General features: G+C 60.5%; 10 protein-coding genes. 6 read left to right on the plus strand and 4 right to left on the minus strand.

The genetic code is table 11. From position 1 onward, the window contains the following. Window positions 1–1,251, minus strand: a complete 1,251-nt coding sequence (locus tag VLA07_RS16330; protein WP_097088565.1) for a lipoprotein-releasing ABC transporter permease subunit — start codon at window positions 1,249–1,251, stop codon at window positions 1–3. Between the two features lie 94 nt (window positions 1,252–1,345). On the opposite strand from VLA07_RS16330, the gene VLA07_RS16335 reads away from it, so the two are divergent. Next, window positions 1,346–1,927: a PilZ domain-containing protein gene (locus tag VLA07_RS16335; RefSeq protein WP_007968195.1), complete on the plus strand. Its 582-nt coding sequence runs from the start codon at window positions 1,346–1,348 to the stop codon at window positions 1,925–1,927. 14 nt (window positions 1,928–1,941) lie between these two features. Then, window positions 1,942–2,664 (plus strand): glycerophosphodiester phosphodiesterase, encoded by a 723-nt coding sequence (locus VLA07_RS16340; protein WP_333989683.1) that lies wholly within the window; start codon window positions 1,942–1,944, stop codon window positions 2,662–2,664. A gap of 42 nt (window positions 2,665–2,706) precedes the next feature. Here the strand turns inward: VLA07_RS16340 and sthA are convergent, their stop codons facing one another. Both sthA and VLA07_RS16350 read right to left on the minus strand, forming a co-directional pair. Then, window positions 2,707–4,101 carry a Si-specific NAD(P)(+) transhydrogenase gene (gene sthA / locus VLA07_RS16345; protein WP_003226580.1) on the minus strand — a complete coding sequence of 465 codons (1,395 nt, stop codon included), beginning with the start codon at window positions 4,099–4,101 and terminating at the stop codon, window positions 2,707–2,709. Window positions 4,102–4,298: 197 nt separating this feature from the next. Then, on the minus strand, window positions 4,299–5,348 hold the full coding sequence (locus VLA07_RS16350) for an FAD:protein FMN transferase (RefSeq protein ID WP_333989684.1): 1,050 nt from the start codon (window positions 5,346–5,348) through the stop codon (window positions 4,299–4,301). 72 nt (window positions 5,349–5,420) lie between these two features. Between VLA07_RS16350 and VLA07_RS16355 the strand changes: the two genes are divergently transcribed. Continuing rightward, window positions 5,421–6,722, plus strand: coding sequence for an MFS transporter (locus tag VLA07_RS16355; protein ID WP_096797170.1), 1,302 nt, complete (start codon window positions 5,421–5,423; stop codon window positions 6,720–6,722). A gap of 181 nt (window positions 6,723–6,903) precedes the next feature. Here the strand turns inward: VLA07_RS16355 and VLA07_RS16360 are convergent, their stop codons facing one another. Continuing rightward, window positions 6,904–8,367 carry a glyceraldehyde-3-phosphate dehydrogenase gene (locus tag VLA07_RS16360; RefSeq protein WP_003226583.1) on the minus strand — a complete coding sequence of 488 codons (1,464 nt, stop codon included), beginning with the start codon at window positions 8,365–8,367 and terminating at the stop codon, window positions 6,904–6,906. Between the two features lie 354 nt (window positions 8,368–8,721). Between VLA07_RS16360 and mfd the strand changes: the two genes are divergently transcribed. Genes mfd through VLA07_RS16375 form a run of 3 tightly spaced genes read left to right on the plus strand, consistent with a single transcriptional unit; the run spans window position 8,722 to window position 15,450 of the window. After that, window positions 8,722–12,171, plus strand: a complete 3,450-nt coding sequence (gene mfd, locus VLA07_RS16365; RefSeq protein ID WP_333989685.1) for a transcription-repair coupling factor — start codon at window positions 8,722–8,724, stop codon at window positions 12,169–12,171. Between the two features lie 10 nt (window positions 12,172–12,181). Continuing rightward, entirely contained in the window at window positions 12,182–12,748 is a 567-nt protein-coding gene (locus tag VLA07_RS16370) for a CsiV family protein (protein WP_027611454.1), read from the plus strand. An 11-nt stretch (window positions 12,749–12,759) separates the two neighbouring features. Beyond that, window positions 12,760–15,450, plus strand: coding sequence for a DEAD/DEAH box helicase (locus tag VLA07_RS16375; RefSeq protein WP_333989686.1), 2,691 nt, complete (start codon window positions 12,760–12,762; stop codon window positions 15,448–15,450). The last annotated feature ends 98 nt before the right edge of the window (window positions 15,451–15,548 follow it).

Here is a 15,548-nt window from a genome sequence, read left to right on the forward strand (position 1 = left end):
TCACTCATAACGTAGCGCCTCCGCCGGCTGGGTGCGCGCAGCACGCCAGGCGGGATACAGGGTGGCGAGGAAACTCAGGACCAACGCAGCGGCGCAGACCATGACCACGTCCTGGCTCTGCACCTGCGACGGCAGGTAATCGATGAAATACACATCGGCGTTGAGGAACTTGTGGCCGATCAGCCCTTCGAGGGCGGAAATCGCCGCACTGACGTTGAGCGCAGCGAAGATCCCGACCACGGCACCAATCGCCGTACCGACCACGCCGATCACGGTGCCCTGCACCATGAACGTGCGCATGATCGTCCCCGGCGTGGCGCCGAGGGTACGCAGAATGGCGATGTCGCTCTTCTTGTCATTTACCACCATCACCAGCGTGGAAATGATGTTGAACGCAGCCACCGCGACGATCAGCAGCAATAGCAGACCGATCATGGCTTTTTCCATGCGGATCGCCTGATACAGGTTGCCGTGGGTGCGGGTCCAGTCGCGGGCGAAGTAATGGTCTTCGCCCAACTGCTGGGCGATGGTCCAGGCCACGCGCGGCGCCTGGAACAGATCATCGAACTTCAACCGGATGCCCTGCACCTGATCAGGTTTCCAGCGGTGCATCTTCGCCAGATCCTGCAGGTTGGTGACGCCCAGATAGCCGTCCAGCTCACCGGCGCCGACATGGAAGATGCCGACCACGGTAAAGCGCTTCATGCGCGGGAACATCCCGGCCGGGGTCACGCTGACCTCCGGCGCGACGAAGGTGACTTTGTCACCGAGGCCCACGCCGAGCTTGGTCGCAGCCTTGTCGCCGATGACGATGCCGAAGCTGCCCGGCGTCAGGTCGTCGAGTTTGCCCTGCTTCATGAAGTTGTCGATGATCGACACATTGCGCTCGAGCGCGGGGTCGATGGCGTTGAGCAACACCTTGGATACCTGACCGTTGTTGGTCAGCAAACCCTGCATCTGGGTGAACGGCGCAACCGCCGTCACCTCAGGGTTGCGTTTGACCTTGGCGGCCAGGCTCTGCCAATCGTTGATCGGTTCGCCGGTTTCAAGAGTCGCGTGGGGCACCATGCCCAGCACGCGGGTGCGCATCTCATGATCGAAGCCGTTCATCACCGAAAGCACCACGATCATCACGATCACGCCGAGGGCGAGCCCGATCATCGAAGTCAGGGAAATGAATGACACAAAATGATTGCGACGCTTTGCACGGGTATAACGCGTGCCGATAAATACGAAGAGAGGTCTGAACATGTCGGGGCTTGTTCGGAGGGAAAAGGAACGTCCTTGTGGCGGGGGTCGATAACCAGCTTTACACTCAGACCACCGCCGCTACCATGGGTTCGCCATGTCGACATTAGATGAAGAAGATCGCCGCGAATACTACCGTATCGAGGACATGATCGCACTGGAAATTCGGCCCCTGTCCGCTCCCGAAGCTGCAGGCCAGGAAGTGTTGCAGGATGCTTCCCCGCTGTTCAACCTGCTCAGCGAACTGCACCTGAGCGAATTCGAGTCGCAGCACCTGTTACGCCAGATCAGCGAGCGCGACCGGGCGATCGCCGCGTTTCTCAAATCCCAGAACAAACGCATCGACCTGCTCAGCCAGGTGGTCGCCCTGACCGTGCTCGGCCATATCGGCGAGCCACAACCGGTGATCATCTCCGAAGGCGGGATCGACTTTCAGCACCCGACCCCGATTGCCACTGGCGCGCACCTGTCGGTGAAACTGGTGCTGATGCCGCAGGCACTGGGCCTGCTGCTGCGCGCCCGCGTCACTCATTGCGATCGCAAGGGCGACGGCTACGACGTCGGCACCGAGTTCGAACACTTGACCGACGCCCAGCGCCAGTTGCTCGCCCGCTATATCTTGCAGAAACAGGCCCAGGAACGACGCCTGGCCCGTGAACAGAACGAATCAGGCATTTAAATTAAGGAAGCACCGTGACCCTCATCTACGGCCACCGCGGCGCCAAGGGCGAAGCACCGGAAAATACCCTGACCAGTTTTCAGGAATGTCTCAAGCACGGCGTACGCCGTTGCGAACTGGATCTGCACCTGTCCAAGGACGGCGAGCTGATGGTGATCCACGACCCGACCCTCAAGCGCACCACCGACCGGCGCGGCAAGGTGGTCGAACACACCGCCGCCGAACTGGTGACCTACGACGCGCGCAAGGGCGGCCCGGGCTGGATCAAACCGTGCCCGATTCCGACCCTGGAAGAATTGTTCGAGCAGTGTGATTTCGAGCACTGGCAACTGGAAGTCAAAAGCGCTTCACGCACCCGCGCCGCGACTACCGTACTGGCGATTCGCGAAATGGCTCAGCGTCATGGCTTGCTGGACAAGGTCACCATCACTTCGAGCTCACGGGAAGTGCTGAAAGCGGCGCTGGACCTGGTGCCGGACGTATCGCGTGGACTGGTGGCCGAATACGCCTGGCTCGACCCGTTGAAGGTCGCCGCCAGCTATGGCTGTGAGATTCTGGCTCTGAACTGGACGCTGTGTACGCCGGAACGCCTGCAGAAGGCGCAGCGTCAGGGGCTGCATGTCTCGGTGTGGACCGTCAACGAGCCTGCGCTGATGCGCAGACTCGCCGACTTCGGCGTTGACAGCCTGATTACAGACTTTCCCGGTTTGGCCACTGCCACCCTCGAGAGTTGCTGAAATCGGTCTCCCCGGCCGGCTCAGGCCACCGGCCGGAGCCCGTCAAAAAAGCCGGTTGAGGCCGTCGTACGCCGCTACCCGATAGGCTTCGGCCATGGTCGGGTAGTTGAACGTGGTATTGACGAAGTACTTCAGGGTGTTCAACTCGCCCGGCTGGCTCATGATCGCCTGACCGATGTGCACGATCTCCGACGCCTGATAACCGAAGCAGTGAACACCCAGCACTTCCAGGGTTTCACGGTGGAACAGGATCTTCAGCATGCCTTGCGGCTCGCCGGCGATCTGCGCACGCGCCATGCTCTTGAAGAACGCCTTGCCGACTTCGTACGGCACCTTGGCCTGGGTCAGCTCCTGCTCGTTCTTGCCGATCGAGCTGATCTCCGGAATGGTGTAGATACCGGTCGGCACGTCATTCACAAAGCGCCAGCTACCGTTATCAACGATGCTGCCGGCAGCCGAACGACCCTGGTCGTGGGCGGCACTGGCCAGGCTCGGCCAGCCGATCACGTCGCCGGCGCCGTAGATGTTCGGCACGCAGGTGCGGTAAGCCTCGTCGACTTCGATCTGGCCACGGCTATTGACCTTGACCCCGATGTTTTCCAGACCGAGCTGGTCGGTGTTACCGGTACGGCCGTTGCACCAGAGCAAGGCGTCGGCCTTGATCTTCTTGCCGGACTTGAGGTGCAGGATCACGCCGTTATCGACGCCTTCAACACGATCGTAATCTTCGTTGTGGCGCACGGTGATGTTGTTGTTGCTGAAGTGATAGCTCAACGCCTGGGAAATTTCCGAGTCGAGGAAGCTCAGCAACTGACCGCGGTTGTCCACCAGTTCAACCAGTACCCCCAGACCGCTGAAGATCGAGGCGTATTCGCAACCGATCACACCGGCACCGTAAACGATGAGTTTGCGCGGGGTGTGGCCGAGGCTGAGGATGGTATCGCTATCGTAGATACGCGGGTGATTGAAATCGATGTCCGCCGGGCGATAAGGACGCGAACCGGTGGCGATGATGATGTGCTTGGCCACCAGCTTCTCGACCACGCCGTTGGCGCAGACCACTTCGATGGTTTGCTCGTCGGCGAAGCTGCCGGTGCCGAAGAACACGTCGACGCGGTTACGAGCGTAGTAGCCAGTGCGCGAAGCGACTTGTTTGGAAATGACTTTCTCGGCGCTTTTCAACACGTCCGGGAAGGAGAACCAGCGTGGCTCGCCGATCGCCCGGAACATCGGGTTGGTGTTGAACTGCATGATCTGCCGCACCGAGTGACGCAGGGCCTTGGACGGGATGGTTCCCAGGTGGGTGCAGTTACCGCCGACCTGGCGACGGCTGTCGACCATCGCCACCTTGCGCCCTGCTTTGGCGGCGTTCATTGCCGCGCCTTCTCCCGCCGGGCCGGAACCCAACACCACCACGTCGTAGTTGTAGACAGCCATGCGTACTCCTCAGAACAGGCCGCGGTGCCAGCAGCACCGGCGGCTAAATCACGCCGAATCGTGGCGCGAAGGAACAATTGGGGGTCAGTAAAGAACCCGGACACAGTCTATAGAAGCGTCAACGCCGCGCACATTAACCCTTGGTCGCGTCGTAGGCTACTTTTGCCTGCACTACAACGCCAGCTTTCGTACTGTTTTCAGTCAACTTTTGCGCCACTGAGGCGTTCGAAAGCTGCACTGGTGCGGATAACAAAACCTGTATCGGCACGAATCACGAAGAATGCACCAATGTCGTGTTTTTCGGCATAGTCCCAAGCCCTTTCAGGCCCGAGAATCAGCAACAGCGTCGATAGTCCATCGGCCATCAACGCTGAAGGATGAATCACCGTGACTGACGCCAGGCTGTGTAGGACCGGCGCCCCGCTCCGCGCATCGAAGGTGTGGGAATAACGCCGGCCACCTTGCAGGAAATAGTTACGGTAATCACCGGAGGTGGAAACCCCGTAGCCGTCGACCTGAATGATCCGTTCGGCCACCTGTTGATCGTCTCGCGGCTCTTCCAGCGCAATACGCCAGGATGAGCCATCAAGCTTCTTGCCCTTGGCCTTTAGCTCACCGGTGGCTTCGGCGAGATAGTCATGGATGCCCATCGACTCGAGCCTGGCGGCGATGGTGTCGACTGCGTAACCGGCGGCGATGCTGTTGAAGTCGACTTCGACAGCGGCGTCCTTGCACAAGCGGTCGCCGTCGATATGCAAATGGCGGTAGCCGACTCGCTGCAGGGTTTCGGCCAGCGCGGCGGAGTCGGGGACTGTCTCTTCACGCCCTTGCGGGCCGAACCCCCACAGGTTCATCAGCGGTTCGACAGTCAGGTCGTAGGAACCTTCGCTTTGCTCCGACAGCTGCTCGCCGACACGGACCAATTCGAGCACGGCAGCCGGCATGGTCTGACAGCTGTTCGCTGGCAAGGCATTGAAACGTTCGATGTCGGAGTCATTGCGATAGGTCGACATCTGCCGATCCACTTTCGCGAGGATAGCCTCCACTTCCCGGCGAACTTGCGCCGGTTCGGCAATACCCGAGTGCCGCACGTACTTGATCGAATACGTGCTGCCCATGGTCGGCCCCCCAAAGCTTTCCATGGACTCACCGTTGCCACAGGCAGCGAGGACAACCGTCACACTCACAAGCCAAACCCACCGTCCAGTGAACAATTCTTCATCTCCCCATAAAAGCGCGCCGGCCATTATGGATCAAAGGCCCGCACGCTCCCCAACGGATGCAACGCGTCATAAGAAACCAATAATGAGTAACTGAAAATGTCCTCGACCACGGGCAAAGGCAAAGCGATTTTTCGCGTTGTCAGCGGCAATTTTCTCGAGATGTTCGACTTTATGGTCTATGGCTTCTACGCCACGGCCATCGCCAAAACCTTCTTCCCGGCCGACAGCGCCTTCGCTTCCCTGATGCTGTCCCTGGCCACCTTCGGTGCCGGTTTCCTGATGCGTCCACTGGGCGCGATCTTCCTTGGTGCCTACATTGACCGTCACGGTCGTCGCCAGGGCCTGATCATTACCCTTGCGTTGATGGCCGCCGGTACGATCCTGATCGCCTGCGTGCCGGGCTATGCCACTCTGGGTGTCGCAGCGCCGTTGATCGTGCTGTTCGGTCGTTTGCTGCAAGGCTTCTCGGCCGGCGTCGAGTTGGGCGGTGTTTCGGTCTATCTGGCGGAAATCGCCACGCCGGGCCGCAAGGGCTTTTTCGTCAGTTGGCAGTCCGCCAGCCAGCAAGCGGCGGTGGTGTTTGCCGGCCTGCTCGGGGTGGGCCTCAATCACTGGCTAAGCCCGGAACAGATGGGTGACTGGGGCTGGCGTGTGCCGTTCCTGATCGGCTGCATGATCGTTCCGGTGATCTTCGTCATTCGTCGTTCGCTGGAGGAAACCCCGGAATTCCAGGCGCGTAAACATCGCCCTACCCTGCGGGAAATCGTCCGCTCGATCGGTCAGAACTTTGGCATCGTCATCGCCGGCATGGCGCTGGTGGTGATGACCACGGTTTCGTTCTACCTGATCACCGCCTACACCCCGACCTTCGGCAAGGCTGAACTGCATCTGTCGGATTTCGACGCGCTGCTGGTGACCGTGTGCATCGGTCTGTCGAACTTCTTCTGGCTGCCGGTGATGGGCGCGGTGTCCGACAAGATCGGCCGCAAACCCCTACTGCTGGCGGCGACCATTCTGGCGATCCTCACCGCTTACCCGGCGCTGTCGTGGCTGGTGGCGAACCCGAGTTTCAGTCATCTGCTGATCGTCGAACTGTGGCTGTCGTTCCTGTACGGTTCGTACAACGGCGCGATGGTGGTGGCGCTGACCGAAATCATGCCGGTGGAAGTGCGCACCACCGGGTTCTCGCTGGCCTATAGCCTGGCGACGGCGACCTTTGGTGGCTTCACGCCGGCAGCCTGTACTTACCTGATCCACGTGCTGGACAACAAGGCTGCGCCGGGGATCTGGCTCAGCGGTGCGGCGGTACTGGGGTTGATTGCGACGCTGGTGCTGTTCCGTGGCAACAAGCATGAACTGCGGACTGCGCAAGCGGCCGTGGCAGGTGGCGCCCGATAAAACGCCTTCGGGAGCAAGCCCCCTCCCACAAGGTCCGGTGGTGCCAACATGATTGTGTGAACACCGCCAAACCTGTGGGAGGGGGCTTGCTCCCGAAGAGGCCGGTACAGGCAATAAAGATTCAGCAGGCATAAAAAAACGCCCCGACCTAAGTCGGGGCGTTTTCATTTGCAGCGAAGGCTTAGCGCGGGAACGCTGGCGGGTTTACACCGGCCATGTCTTCCATCACGCGAACCACCTGGCAGCTGTAGCCGAACTCGTTGTCGTACCAGACGTACAGCACAACGCGGTTGTCCTGAACGATGGTCGCTTCAGCGTCGACCACACCGGCGTGACGCGAACCCACGAAGTCAGTGGACACCACTTCCTGCGAGTTGACGAAGTCGATTTGCTTGTGCAGATCGGAGTGCAGCGCCATGTAGCGCAGGTACTCGTTCATCTCTTCACGGCTGGCGGCTTTCTCAAGGTTCAGGTTGAGAATGGCCATCGATACGTTTGGCGTCGGAACGCGGATCGCGTTACCGGTCAGCTTGCCTGCCAGCTCAGGCAGAGCCTTGGCAGCAGCGGTGGCAGCACCGGTTTCGGTGATGACCATGTTCAGCGCGGCGGAACGGCCACGGCGATCGCCCTTGTGGAAGTTGTCGATCAGGTTCTGGTCGTTGGTGTACGAGTGAACGGTTTCGACGTGACCGTTGATGATGCCGAACTTGTCATTCACAGCCTTCAGCACCGGCACGATGGCGTTGGTGGTGCAGGAAGCGGCGGACACGATCTTGTCGTCAGCGGTGATTTCGTTGTGGTTGATACCGTGAACGATGTTCTTCAGCTTGCCTTTGCCAGGCGCGGTCAGAACAACGCGAGCGACACCCGGGCATTGCAGGTGCTGACCCAGGCCATCGGCGTCACGCCATACACCGGTGTTGTCCACCAGCAGCGCGTCTTTGATGCCGTACTGGGTGTAATCCACCTCGGTCGGGTTCTTCGCGTAGATCACCTGGATCAGGTTACCGTTGGCGGTGATGGTGTTGTTTTCTTCGTCGATGACGATGGTGCCGTTGAACGGACCGTGTACCGAATCGCGACGCAGCAGGCTGGCGCGTTTGGTCAGGTCGTTTTCGGCGCCCTTGCGCACGACGATGGCACGCAGACGCAGACCGTCGCCACCACCGGTTTTCTCGATCAGGATGCGCGCCAGCAGACGGCCGATACGACCGAAGCCGTACAGCACAACGTCAGTGCCTTTGCGGGCCGAAGCGTTTTGCTGGCCAACCACGTCAGCCAGTTCTTCACGCACGAACTGCTCGGCGCTGCGGCCATTGCCTTCGCTGCGGAATTTGAACGCCAACTTGCCCAGGTCTACCGAAGCCGCGCCGAGCTTGAGCTCGCTCATGGCTTTCAGCAGAGGGAATGTTTCGTGGACGGAGAGTTCGCTATCGTCGGAGGAACGGTGGCGAGCAAAGCGGTGAGCTTTGAGAATCGCGATGACAGACTGGTTGATCAGGCTGCGGCCATAGATCGAGCTCACCACGTTGTTATTGCGGTAGAGCTGACCGATAAGCGGAATCATCGCTTCTGCGAGTGCTTCACGGTCGATCCATTCACCAAGACACTGGTCGGGCTTCTGAGTCACGGGAACCTTCCACATGTAGGGGCAGAAAAAAGGGGCTACATTATGCCGCCGAGAACCTCTTGTAGCAATGCGCGCTTGTCGCGCAATCGGTAACAAAATTCCGTTCAAAAAAATTACGCCCCGCGCCAGCCCAGTAAAACCGGGGCTTCCAGCGCAGTCAATTTTTCGACGACTGTTAGACGATGTCTGTAACCCTCCGTAACACCAGTCGATTTCGGCACTACATAACCACTAAAAAAGTGCTCGTTTTTATGGTTACCACTACATTTTGCGCAAAGCGCGAAGATAGACGCAGTCTGCAACTGACAGCCGGCACCTGACGCCGCTACAATTACCGACTTTGTCGCAAAGCCTGGAGCTCAACCTTCCGTGCCCGTTCTGCGTCTACCGCTTCTCCCTGCCGCGGCAGGTAAACAGCATTGGGGCAACCTGCCCGGTGCTGCCCTCAGCCTCGCGATTGCCGAGGCTGCCAGCGCTGCCAAGCGCTTCACCCTGCTACTGACCGCCGACAGCCAGAGTGCCGAACGGCTGGAACAGGAGCTGAGTTTCTTCGCCCCGGATTTGCCCGTGCTGCATTTCCCCGACTGGGAAACCCTGCCGTACGATCTGTTCTCGCCGCACCAGGACATCATCTCCCAGCGTATCGCCAGCCTTTATAGACTGCCGGAACTGGCGCACGGCGTGCTGGTGGTGCCGATCACCACCGCCCTGCACCGCCTGGCGCCGACCAGGTTTCTGCTCGGCAGCAGCCTGGTGCTGGATGTCGGGCAGAAGCTCGATGTCGAACAGACGCGCTCGCGCCTTGAGGCCAGCGGCTATCGCTACGTCGATACGGTTTACGAGCACGGCGAGTTCACCGTACGCGGCGCGCTGATCGACCTGTTCCCGATGGGCAGCAAACTGCCCTATCGCATCGACCTGTTCGACGACGAAATCGAAACCCTGCGCACCTTCGATCCGGAAAACCAGCGTTCCATCGACAAGGTCGATTCGGTCAAGCTGCTGCCGGCCCGAGAGTTCCCGCTGCAGAAAGATGCGGTCACCCGCTTCAAGGCGCGCTTTCGCGAGCGTTTCGATGTCGACTTCCGACGCTGCCCGATCTTCCAGGACTTGAGCAGCGGCATCACCCCGGCCGGTATCGAGTACTACCTGCCGCTGTTCTTCGACGAAACCTCGACACTGTTCGATTACCTGCCGCAGGACACTCAAGTGTTCTCGCTGCCGGGTATCGAACAAGCGGCAGAAAACTTCTGGAACGACGTGCGCAATCGCTACGAAGAGCGCCGCGTCGATCCATCGCGTCCTTTATTGCCGCCAGCGGAATTGTTCCTGCCGGTGGAAGACTGCTTCGCCCGTCTCAAGAGCTGGCCACGGGTAGTGGCCAGTCAGCAGGACGTCGAAGCCGGTCCCGGTCGCGAGCGCTTCCCGGCGCAAGCGCTGCCAAACCTGGCGATCGAAGCCAAAGCCACACAACCACTGGCGGCGCTCTCGACATTCCTCGACGAATTCCCCGGACGCGTGCTGTTCACCGCCGAATCCGCGGGCCGGCGTGAAGTCCTGCTGGAGCTGCTGGAACGGCTGAAGCTGCGGCCGAAAACCGTCGACAGCTGGCCGGACTTCGTTTCGAGCAAGGATCGCCTGGCGATCACCATCGCGCCGCTCGACGAAGGCTTGATGCTCGATGACCCGGCGCTGGCGCTGGTGGCGGAGAGCCCGTTGTTCGGTCAGCGCGTCATGCAGCGTCGTCGCCGGGAAAAACGCGCCGACGCCAACAACGATGCAGTGATCAAAAACCTTACCGAACTGCGCGAAGGCGCGCCGGTGGTGCACATCGATCACGGTGTCGGGCGTTATCTGGGCCTGACGATTCTGGAAATCGACAACCAGGCTGCAGAATTCCTCACTCTGGAATATGCGGAGAACGCCAAGCTCTATGTGCCGGTGGCCAACCTGCATCTGATCGCGCGTTACACCGGCAGCGATGACTCACTGGCGCCGCTGCACCGCCTCGGCTCCGAGACCTGGCAGAAAGCCAAGCGCAAAGCCGCCGAACAGGTGCGCGATGTCGCCGCTGAGCTGCTCGACATCTATGCCCGTCGTGCCGCCCGCGAAGGCTACGCGTTTGCCGACCCGAAAGCCGATTACGCGACCTTCAGCGCCGGTTTCCCGTTCGAAGAAACGCCGGACCAGCAAGCCACCATCGAAGCGGTGCGCGAAGACATGCTCGCGCCGAAGCCGATGGATCGTCTGGTCTGCGGCGACGTCGGCTTCGGCAAGACCGAAGTGGCAATGCGCGCCGCGTTCATCGCCGTGCACGGCGGGCGTCAGGTAGCGATTCTGGTGCCGACCACCCTGCTCGCCCAGCAGCACTACAACAGCTTCCGCGACCGCTTCGCCGACTGGCCAGTGACCGTGGAAGTGATGAGCCGCTTCAAATCGGCCAAGGAAGTCAACGCGGCGATCGCCGATCTGGCGGAAGGCAAGATCGACATCGTCATCGGCACGCACAAACTGCTGTCCGACGACGTGAAAATCAAAAACCTTGGGCTGGTGATCATCGACGAAGAACACCGTTTCGGTGTCCGGCAGAAAGAACAGCTCAAGGCCCTGCGCAGCGAAGTCGACATTCTCACCCTGACTGCCACGCCGATTCCGCGCACGCTGAACATGGCGGTGTCGGGCATGCGTGATCTGTCGATCATCGCCACGCCGCCGGCGCGACGCCTGTCGGTGCGCACCTTCGTCATGGAGCAGAACAAGAGCACGGTCAAAGAGGCCCTGCTGCGTGAACTGCTGCGCGGTGGGCAGGTTTACTACCTGCACAACGACGTGAAGACCATCGAGAAATGCGCGGCGGATCTCGCCGAACTGGTGCCGGAAGCGCGGATCGGCATCGGCCACGGGCAGATGCGCGAACGCGAACTCGAACAGGTGATGAGCGACTTCTATCACAAGCGCTTCAACGTGCTGATTGCCTCGACCATCATCGAGACCGGCATCGACGTGCCGAGCGCCAACACCATCATCATCGAGCGCGCCGACAAGTTCGGCCTGGCGCAATTGCACCAGTTGCGCGGACGTGTCGGCCGCAGTCACCACCAGGCTTACGCGTACCTGCTAACCCCGCCGCGCCAGCAAATCACTTCCGATGCGGAAAAGCGTCTGGAAGCGATTGCCAACACCCAGGATCTGGGCGCCGGTTTCGTGCTGGCGACCAACGACCTGGAAATCCGTGGCGCCGGCGAACTGCTGGGCGACGGCCAGAGTGGGCAGATTCAGGCCGTGGGCTTCACGCTGTACATGGAAATGCTCGAGCGCGCGGTGAAGTCGATCCGCAAGGGCGAACAGCCGAACCTCGATCAACCGCTCGGCGGAGGCCCGGAGGTCAACCTGCGGGTGCCGGCGCTGATTCCGGAAGATTATCTGCCGGACGTTCACGCCCGCCTGATTCTGTACAAGCGCATCGCTTCGGCCACCGACGAGGAAGGCCTGAAGGATCTGCAAGTGGAGATGATCGATCGTTTCGGCCTGCTGCCTGAACCAACCAAGAATCTGGTGCGCATCACTGCGCTGAAGTTGCAGGCCGAACAGCTGGGCATCAAGAAAGTCGACGGTGGCCCGCAGGGTGGACGCATCGAGTTCGCCGCGCAGACGCCGGTCGACCCGATGACCTTGATCAAACTGATCCAGACTCAACCAAAACGCTACAAATTCGAAGGCGCCACGATGTTCAAGTTCCAGGTGCCGATGGAACGCCCGGAAGAGCGCTTTAATACTGTAGAGGCGCTGTTCGAGCGCCTCCTCCCGAAAACTGTTTGAAGGACGCCGCATGCGCCTGTTTCGCTCACTGACTTTGCTACTTGCCTTGGTAGCCCCTTCGGTTTTCGCCGATGACCTGTATCAGGTCGAAATGATTCTGGTGCGCCAGAACGCCGTGCCGGCTATCGTCAGCCGCGCCGCCCCGGAAGACTGGGCCGCCGGCGCTCAACGCCTGGGTGATGACAGCCTGCGCACACCTGCGCTCGGCGACGTTGCCAGCAAACTCAGCGCCAGCGGTGATTACAGTGTGCTGATGCACAAGGCCTGGCAGCAGACCCTCGGCGAAGCGCCGACCAAGGTGGCAGTCAGCGACGGCAAGGAACAGTTCGGCCAGTTCCCGATCGAGGGCACGCTGGAAATGAAACTCGGGCGCTTTACCGACGTGAACGCCGACTTCTGGGTCAACCAGATCGACGCCAACGGCATGGTCACTGCCAGCGAACACCTGAAACAGGACAGCCACACCAAAAACGGCCAGCTCAACTATCTCGACAACGGCCACCTGGCGCTGCTGATCAAGATCACATCCCTGACGGCGCCCGCCCCACGGCAAGCCCCTGAAGCGATTCCGGACTGATCGAAGTCCTTATGTCCCCGCCCCTGAGTAAACCGTTGGCACCCTCCTGGGTCAGCCGATTCAAGGAACAGAGCCTGGAGCGTGGCCGCCGCTACGCCCTGGAGAACCGGGTACGCATCGCGCAGGTGGGCGATGCGACCATCACCGCCAGTTGCGAAGGCTCTGGCGGTAACGTCTACCGTCAGACCATTCACTTGCGCGAGTCAGCCAAAGACACCCTGTTGCTGGTTGACGCCACCTGCACCTGCCCGGTGCGCAACAACTGCAAACACTGCGCTGCGGTACTCCTGCAAGTGCAGGAAACCCTCGAATACCCTGCCGCCGCCAAAGACGCCGAACTGTTGGAAAAACTCCAGGCTGTTCTGGAAAACCGCAGCCCCAAGGCGCCGCCGCAAGTGCTGGTGGACAACGTGCAACCGCTGCCGCGCCTGTGGCTGGCGAGTGTCGAGTTCAGCGCGTTCGAGCCGCGCAATGGCAAGATGCAGCGCTACATCCAGCATCGGGCGGCGCTGTCGTTCAGCTATCTGGATGAGTACATCAGCGGGCAGAAAAACAGCGACATTCTGATTCGCCAGGAAACCCAGACCCTGCGGATAAAACGCCATCCGGAAGTGGAACAGTCCTACCGCGAACAGTTAAGAATCCTCGGCTTCCGTATCGCCACGCGCCAGAGCAAAGCGCTGCCGGAAAGCGCCGGCGAGCTGTACGAGATGGTCAACGACAGCGCCTGGCTGACGTTTACCCTCAACGAACTGCCGAAGCTGCGCACCCAAGGTTGGGAATTGCAGATCGACGAGGAATTCGGTTTCGACCTGACCGCCGTCGACGACTGGTACGCCACCGTCGAACAGGCGCCGGAGCGCGACTGGTTCGATCTGGAACTGGGGATCATCGTCAATGGTGAACGCCTGAGCCTGCTGCCGATCCTGCTCAATCTGATGCGCTCGCACACGGAAATCCTCAACCCGGAACGCCTTGCGCGGCGCCGCGATGACGAGCTGATTCTGGTCAATGTGCCGCAACGCAACAGTGAGCACGGGGCGCTGCAAGTGGCGCTGCCCCTTGGCCGACTGAAACCGGTACTGGCGACGCTGGGCGAGTTCTACTTGCAGGAGCCGGGCGAAACCACCCTGCGCCTGAGCAAGGCCGACGCCACGCGGCTCAACTCGCTGGAAGGCATTCCCCTGCTGTGGGAGGGTGGCGAACAGATTCGCAGTTTCGCCCAACGCCTGCGCGACATTCGCGACTACAGCGCGAAAGCGCCGGAAGGCTTGAACGCGACGTTGCGTCCCTATCAGCTCGAAGGCTTGAGCTGGATGCAGTCCCTGCGTCAGCTTGAGGTCGGCGGGATTCTGGCGGACGACATGGGTCTGGGTAAAACCTTACAGACCCTGGCGCATATTCTCAGTGAGAAAAACGCCGGACGCCTGGATCGGCCATGCATGGTGGTGATGCCCACCAGCCTGATCCCGAACTGGCTCGACGAAGCCTCGCACTTCACGCCGCAGCTTAAAGTTGTCGCGCTGTACGGTGCCGGCCGCAAAAAGCATTTCGAGCATCTGGCCGACTTCGACCTGATCCTGACCACCTATGCACTGCTGCCCAAGGACGTCGAACGGCTGGCACAACAGCCGCTGCACGTTCTGGTGCTCGACGAAGCGCAGTACATCAAGAACCCTAACAGCAAGGCCGCGCAGGCCGCTCGCGAACTCAACGCGCGCCAGCGCCTGTGCCTGAGTGGCACACCGCTGGAAAACCACCTCGGCGAGTTGTGGTCGTTGTTCCACTTTTTGCTGCCGGGCTGGTTGGGCGATGTCAAAAGCTTCAATGCCGACTACCGCGTGCCGATCGAAAAACGCGCCAGCGAAGTCCGGCTGCAGCACCTCAATGGACGGATAAAGCCGTTTCTGCTGCGCCGCACCAAGGAACAGGTGGCCACCGAACTGCCGCCCAAAACCGAGATCATCCACTGGGTCGATCTCAATGAGGCGCAGCGCGACGTGTACGAAACCATGCGCCTGGCGATGGACAAGAAAGTCCGCGATGAGATCACTCGCAAAGGCGTGGCGCGCAGCCAGATCATCATTCTTGAAGCCCTGCTCAAGCTGCGTCAGGTCTGCTGCGATCTGCGCCTGGTCAACGACGCCACCCTGCCCGCCCGCGGCAGCAGCTCGGGCAAGCTCGACAGCCTGATGGAAATGCTCGAAGAGCTGTTTGAAGAAGGTCGGCGGATTCTATTGTTCTCGCAGTTCACCTCGATGCTGTCACTGATCGAGGACGAACTGAAGAAACGCAACGTGGCCTACGCCTTGTTGACTGGCCAGACCCGCGATCGGCGCACGCCGGTGAAGGAATTCCAGAGCGGCAAACGTCAGATTTTTCTGATCAGCCTGAAGGCCGGCGGCGTCGGCCTGAACCTGACCGAAGCGGACACGGTGATCCATTACGATCCGTGGTGGAACCCGGCAACCGAGAACCAGGCAACCGACCGCGCCTATCGAATCGGTCAGGAGAAACCGGTGTTCGTCTACAAGATGATTGCCCGCGGCACGGTGGAAGAGAAGATTCAGCACCTGCAGAAGGAAAAGTCTGACTTGGCAGCGGGCGTGCTGGATGGGCGCAAGGCCGGGGACTGGAAGTTGCAGAGCGATGATATTGAAGCGCTGTTTGCGCCGCTGCCGGATAAGCTCGACAAGCGCTGAGATGTGCAGTGTTTGCTAGATAGCTTTCGCGAGCAAGCCCGCTCCCGCAGTTGGATCGCATTTCCCCTTGTGGGAGCGAGCCTGCTCGCGAACGGATC

The organism is Pseudomonas sp. S3(2024), assembly GCF_036861315.1.
GTDB lineage: Bacteria > Pseudomonadota > Gammaproteobacteria > Pseudomonadales > Pseudomonadaceae > Aquipseudomonas > Aquipseudomonas putida_A.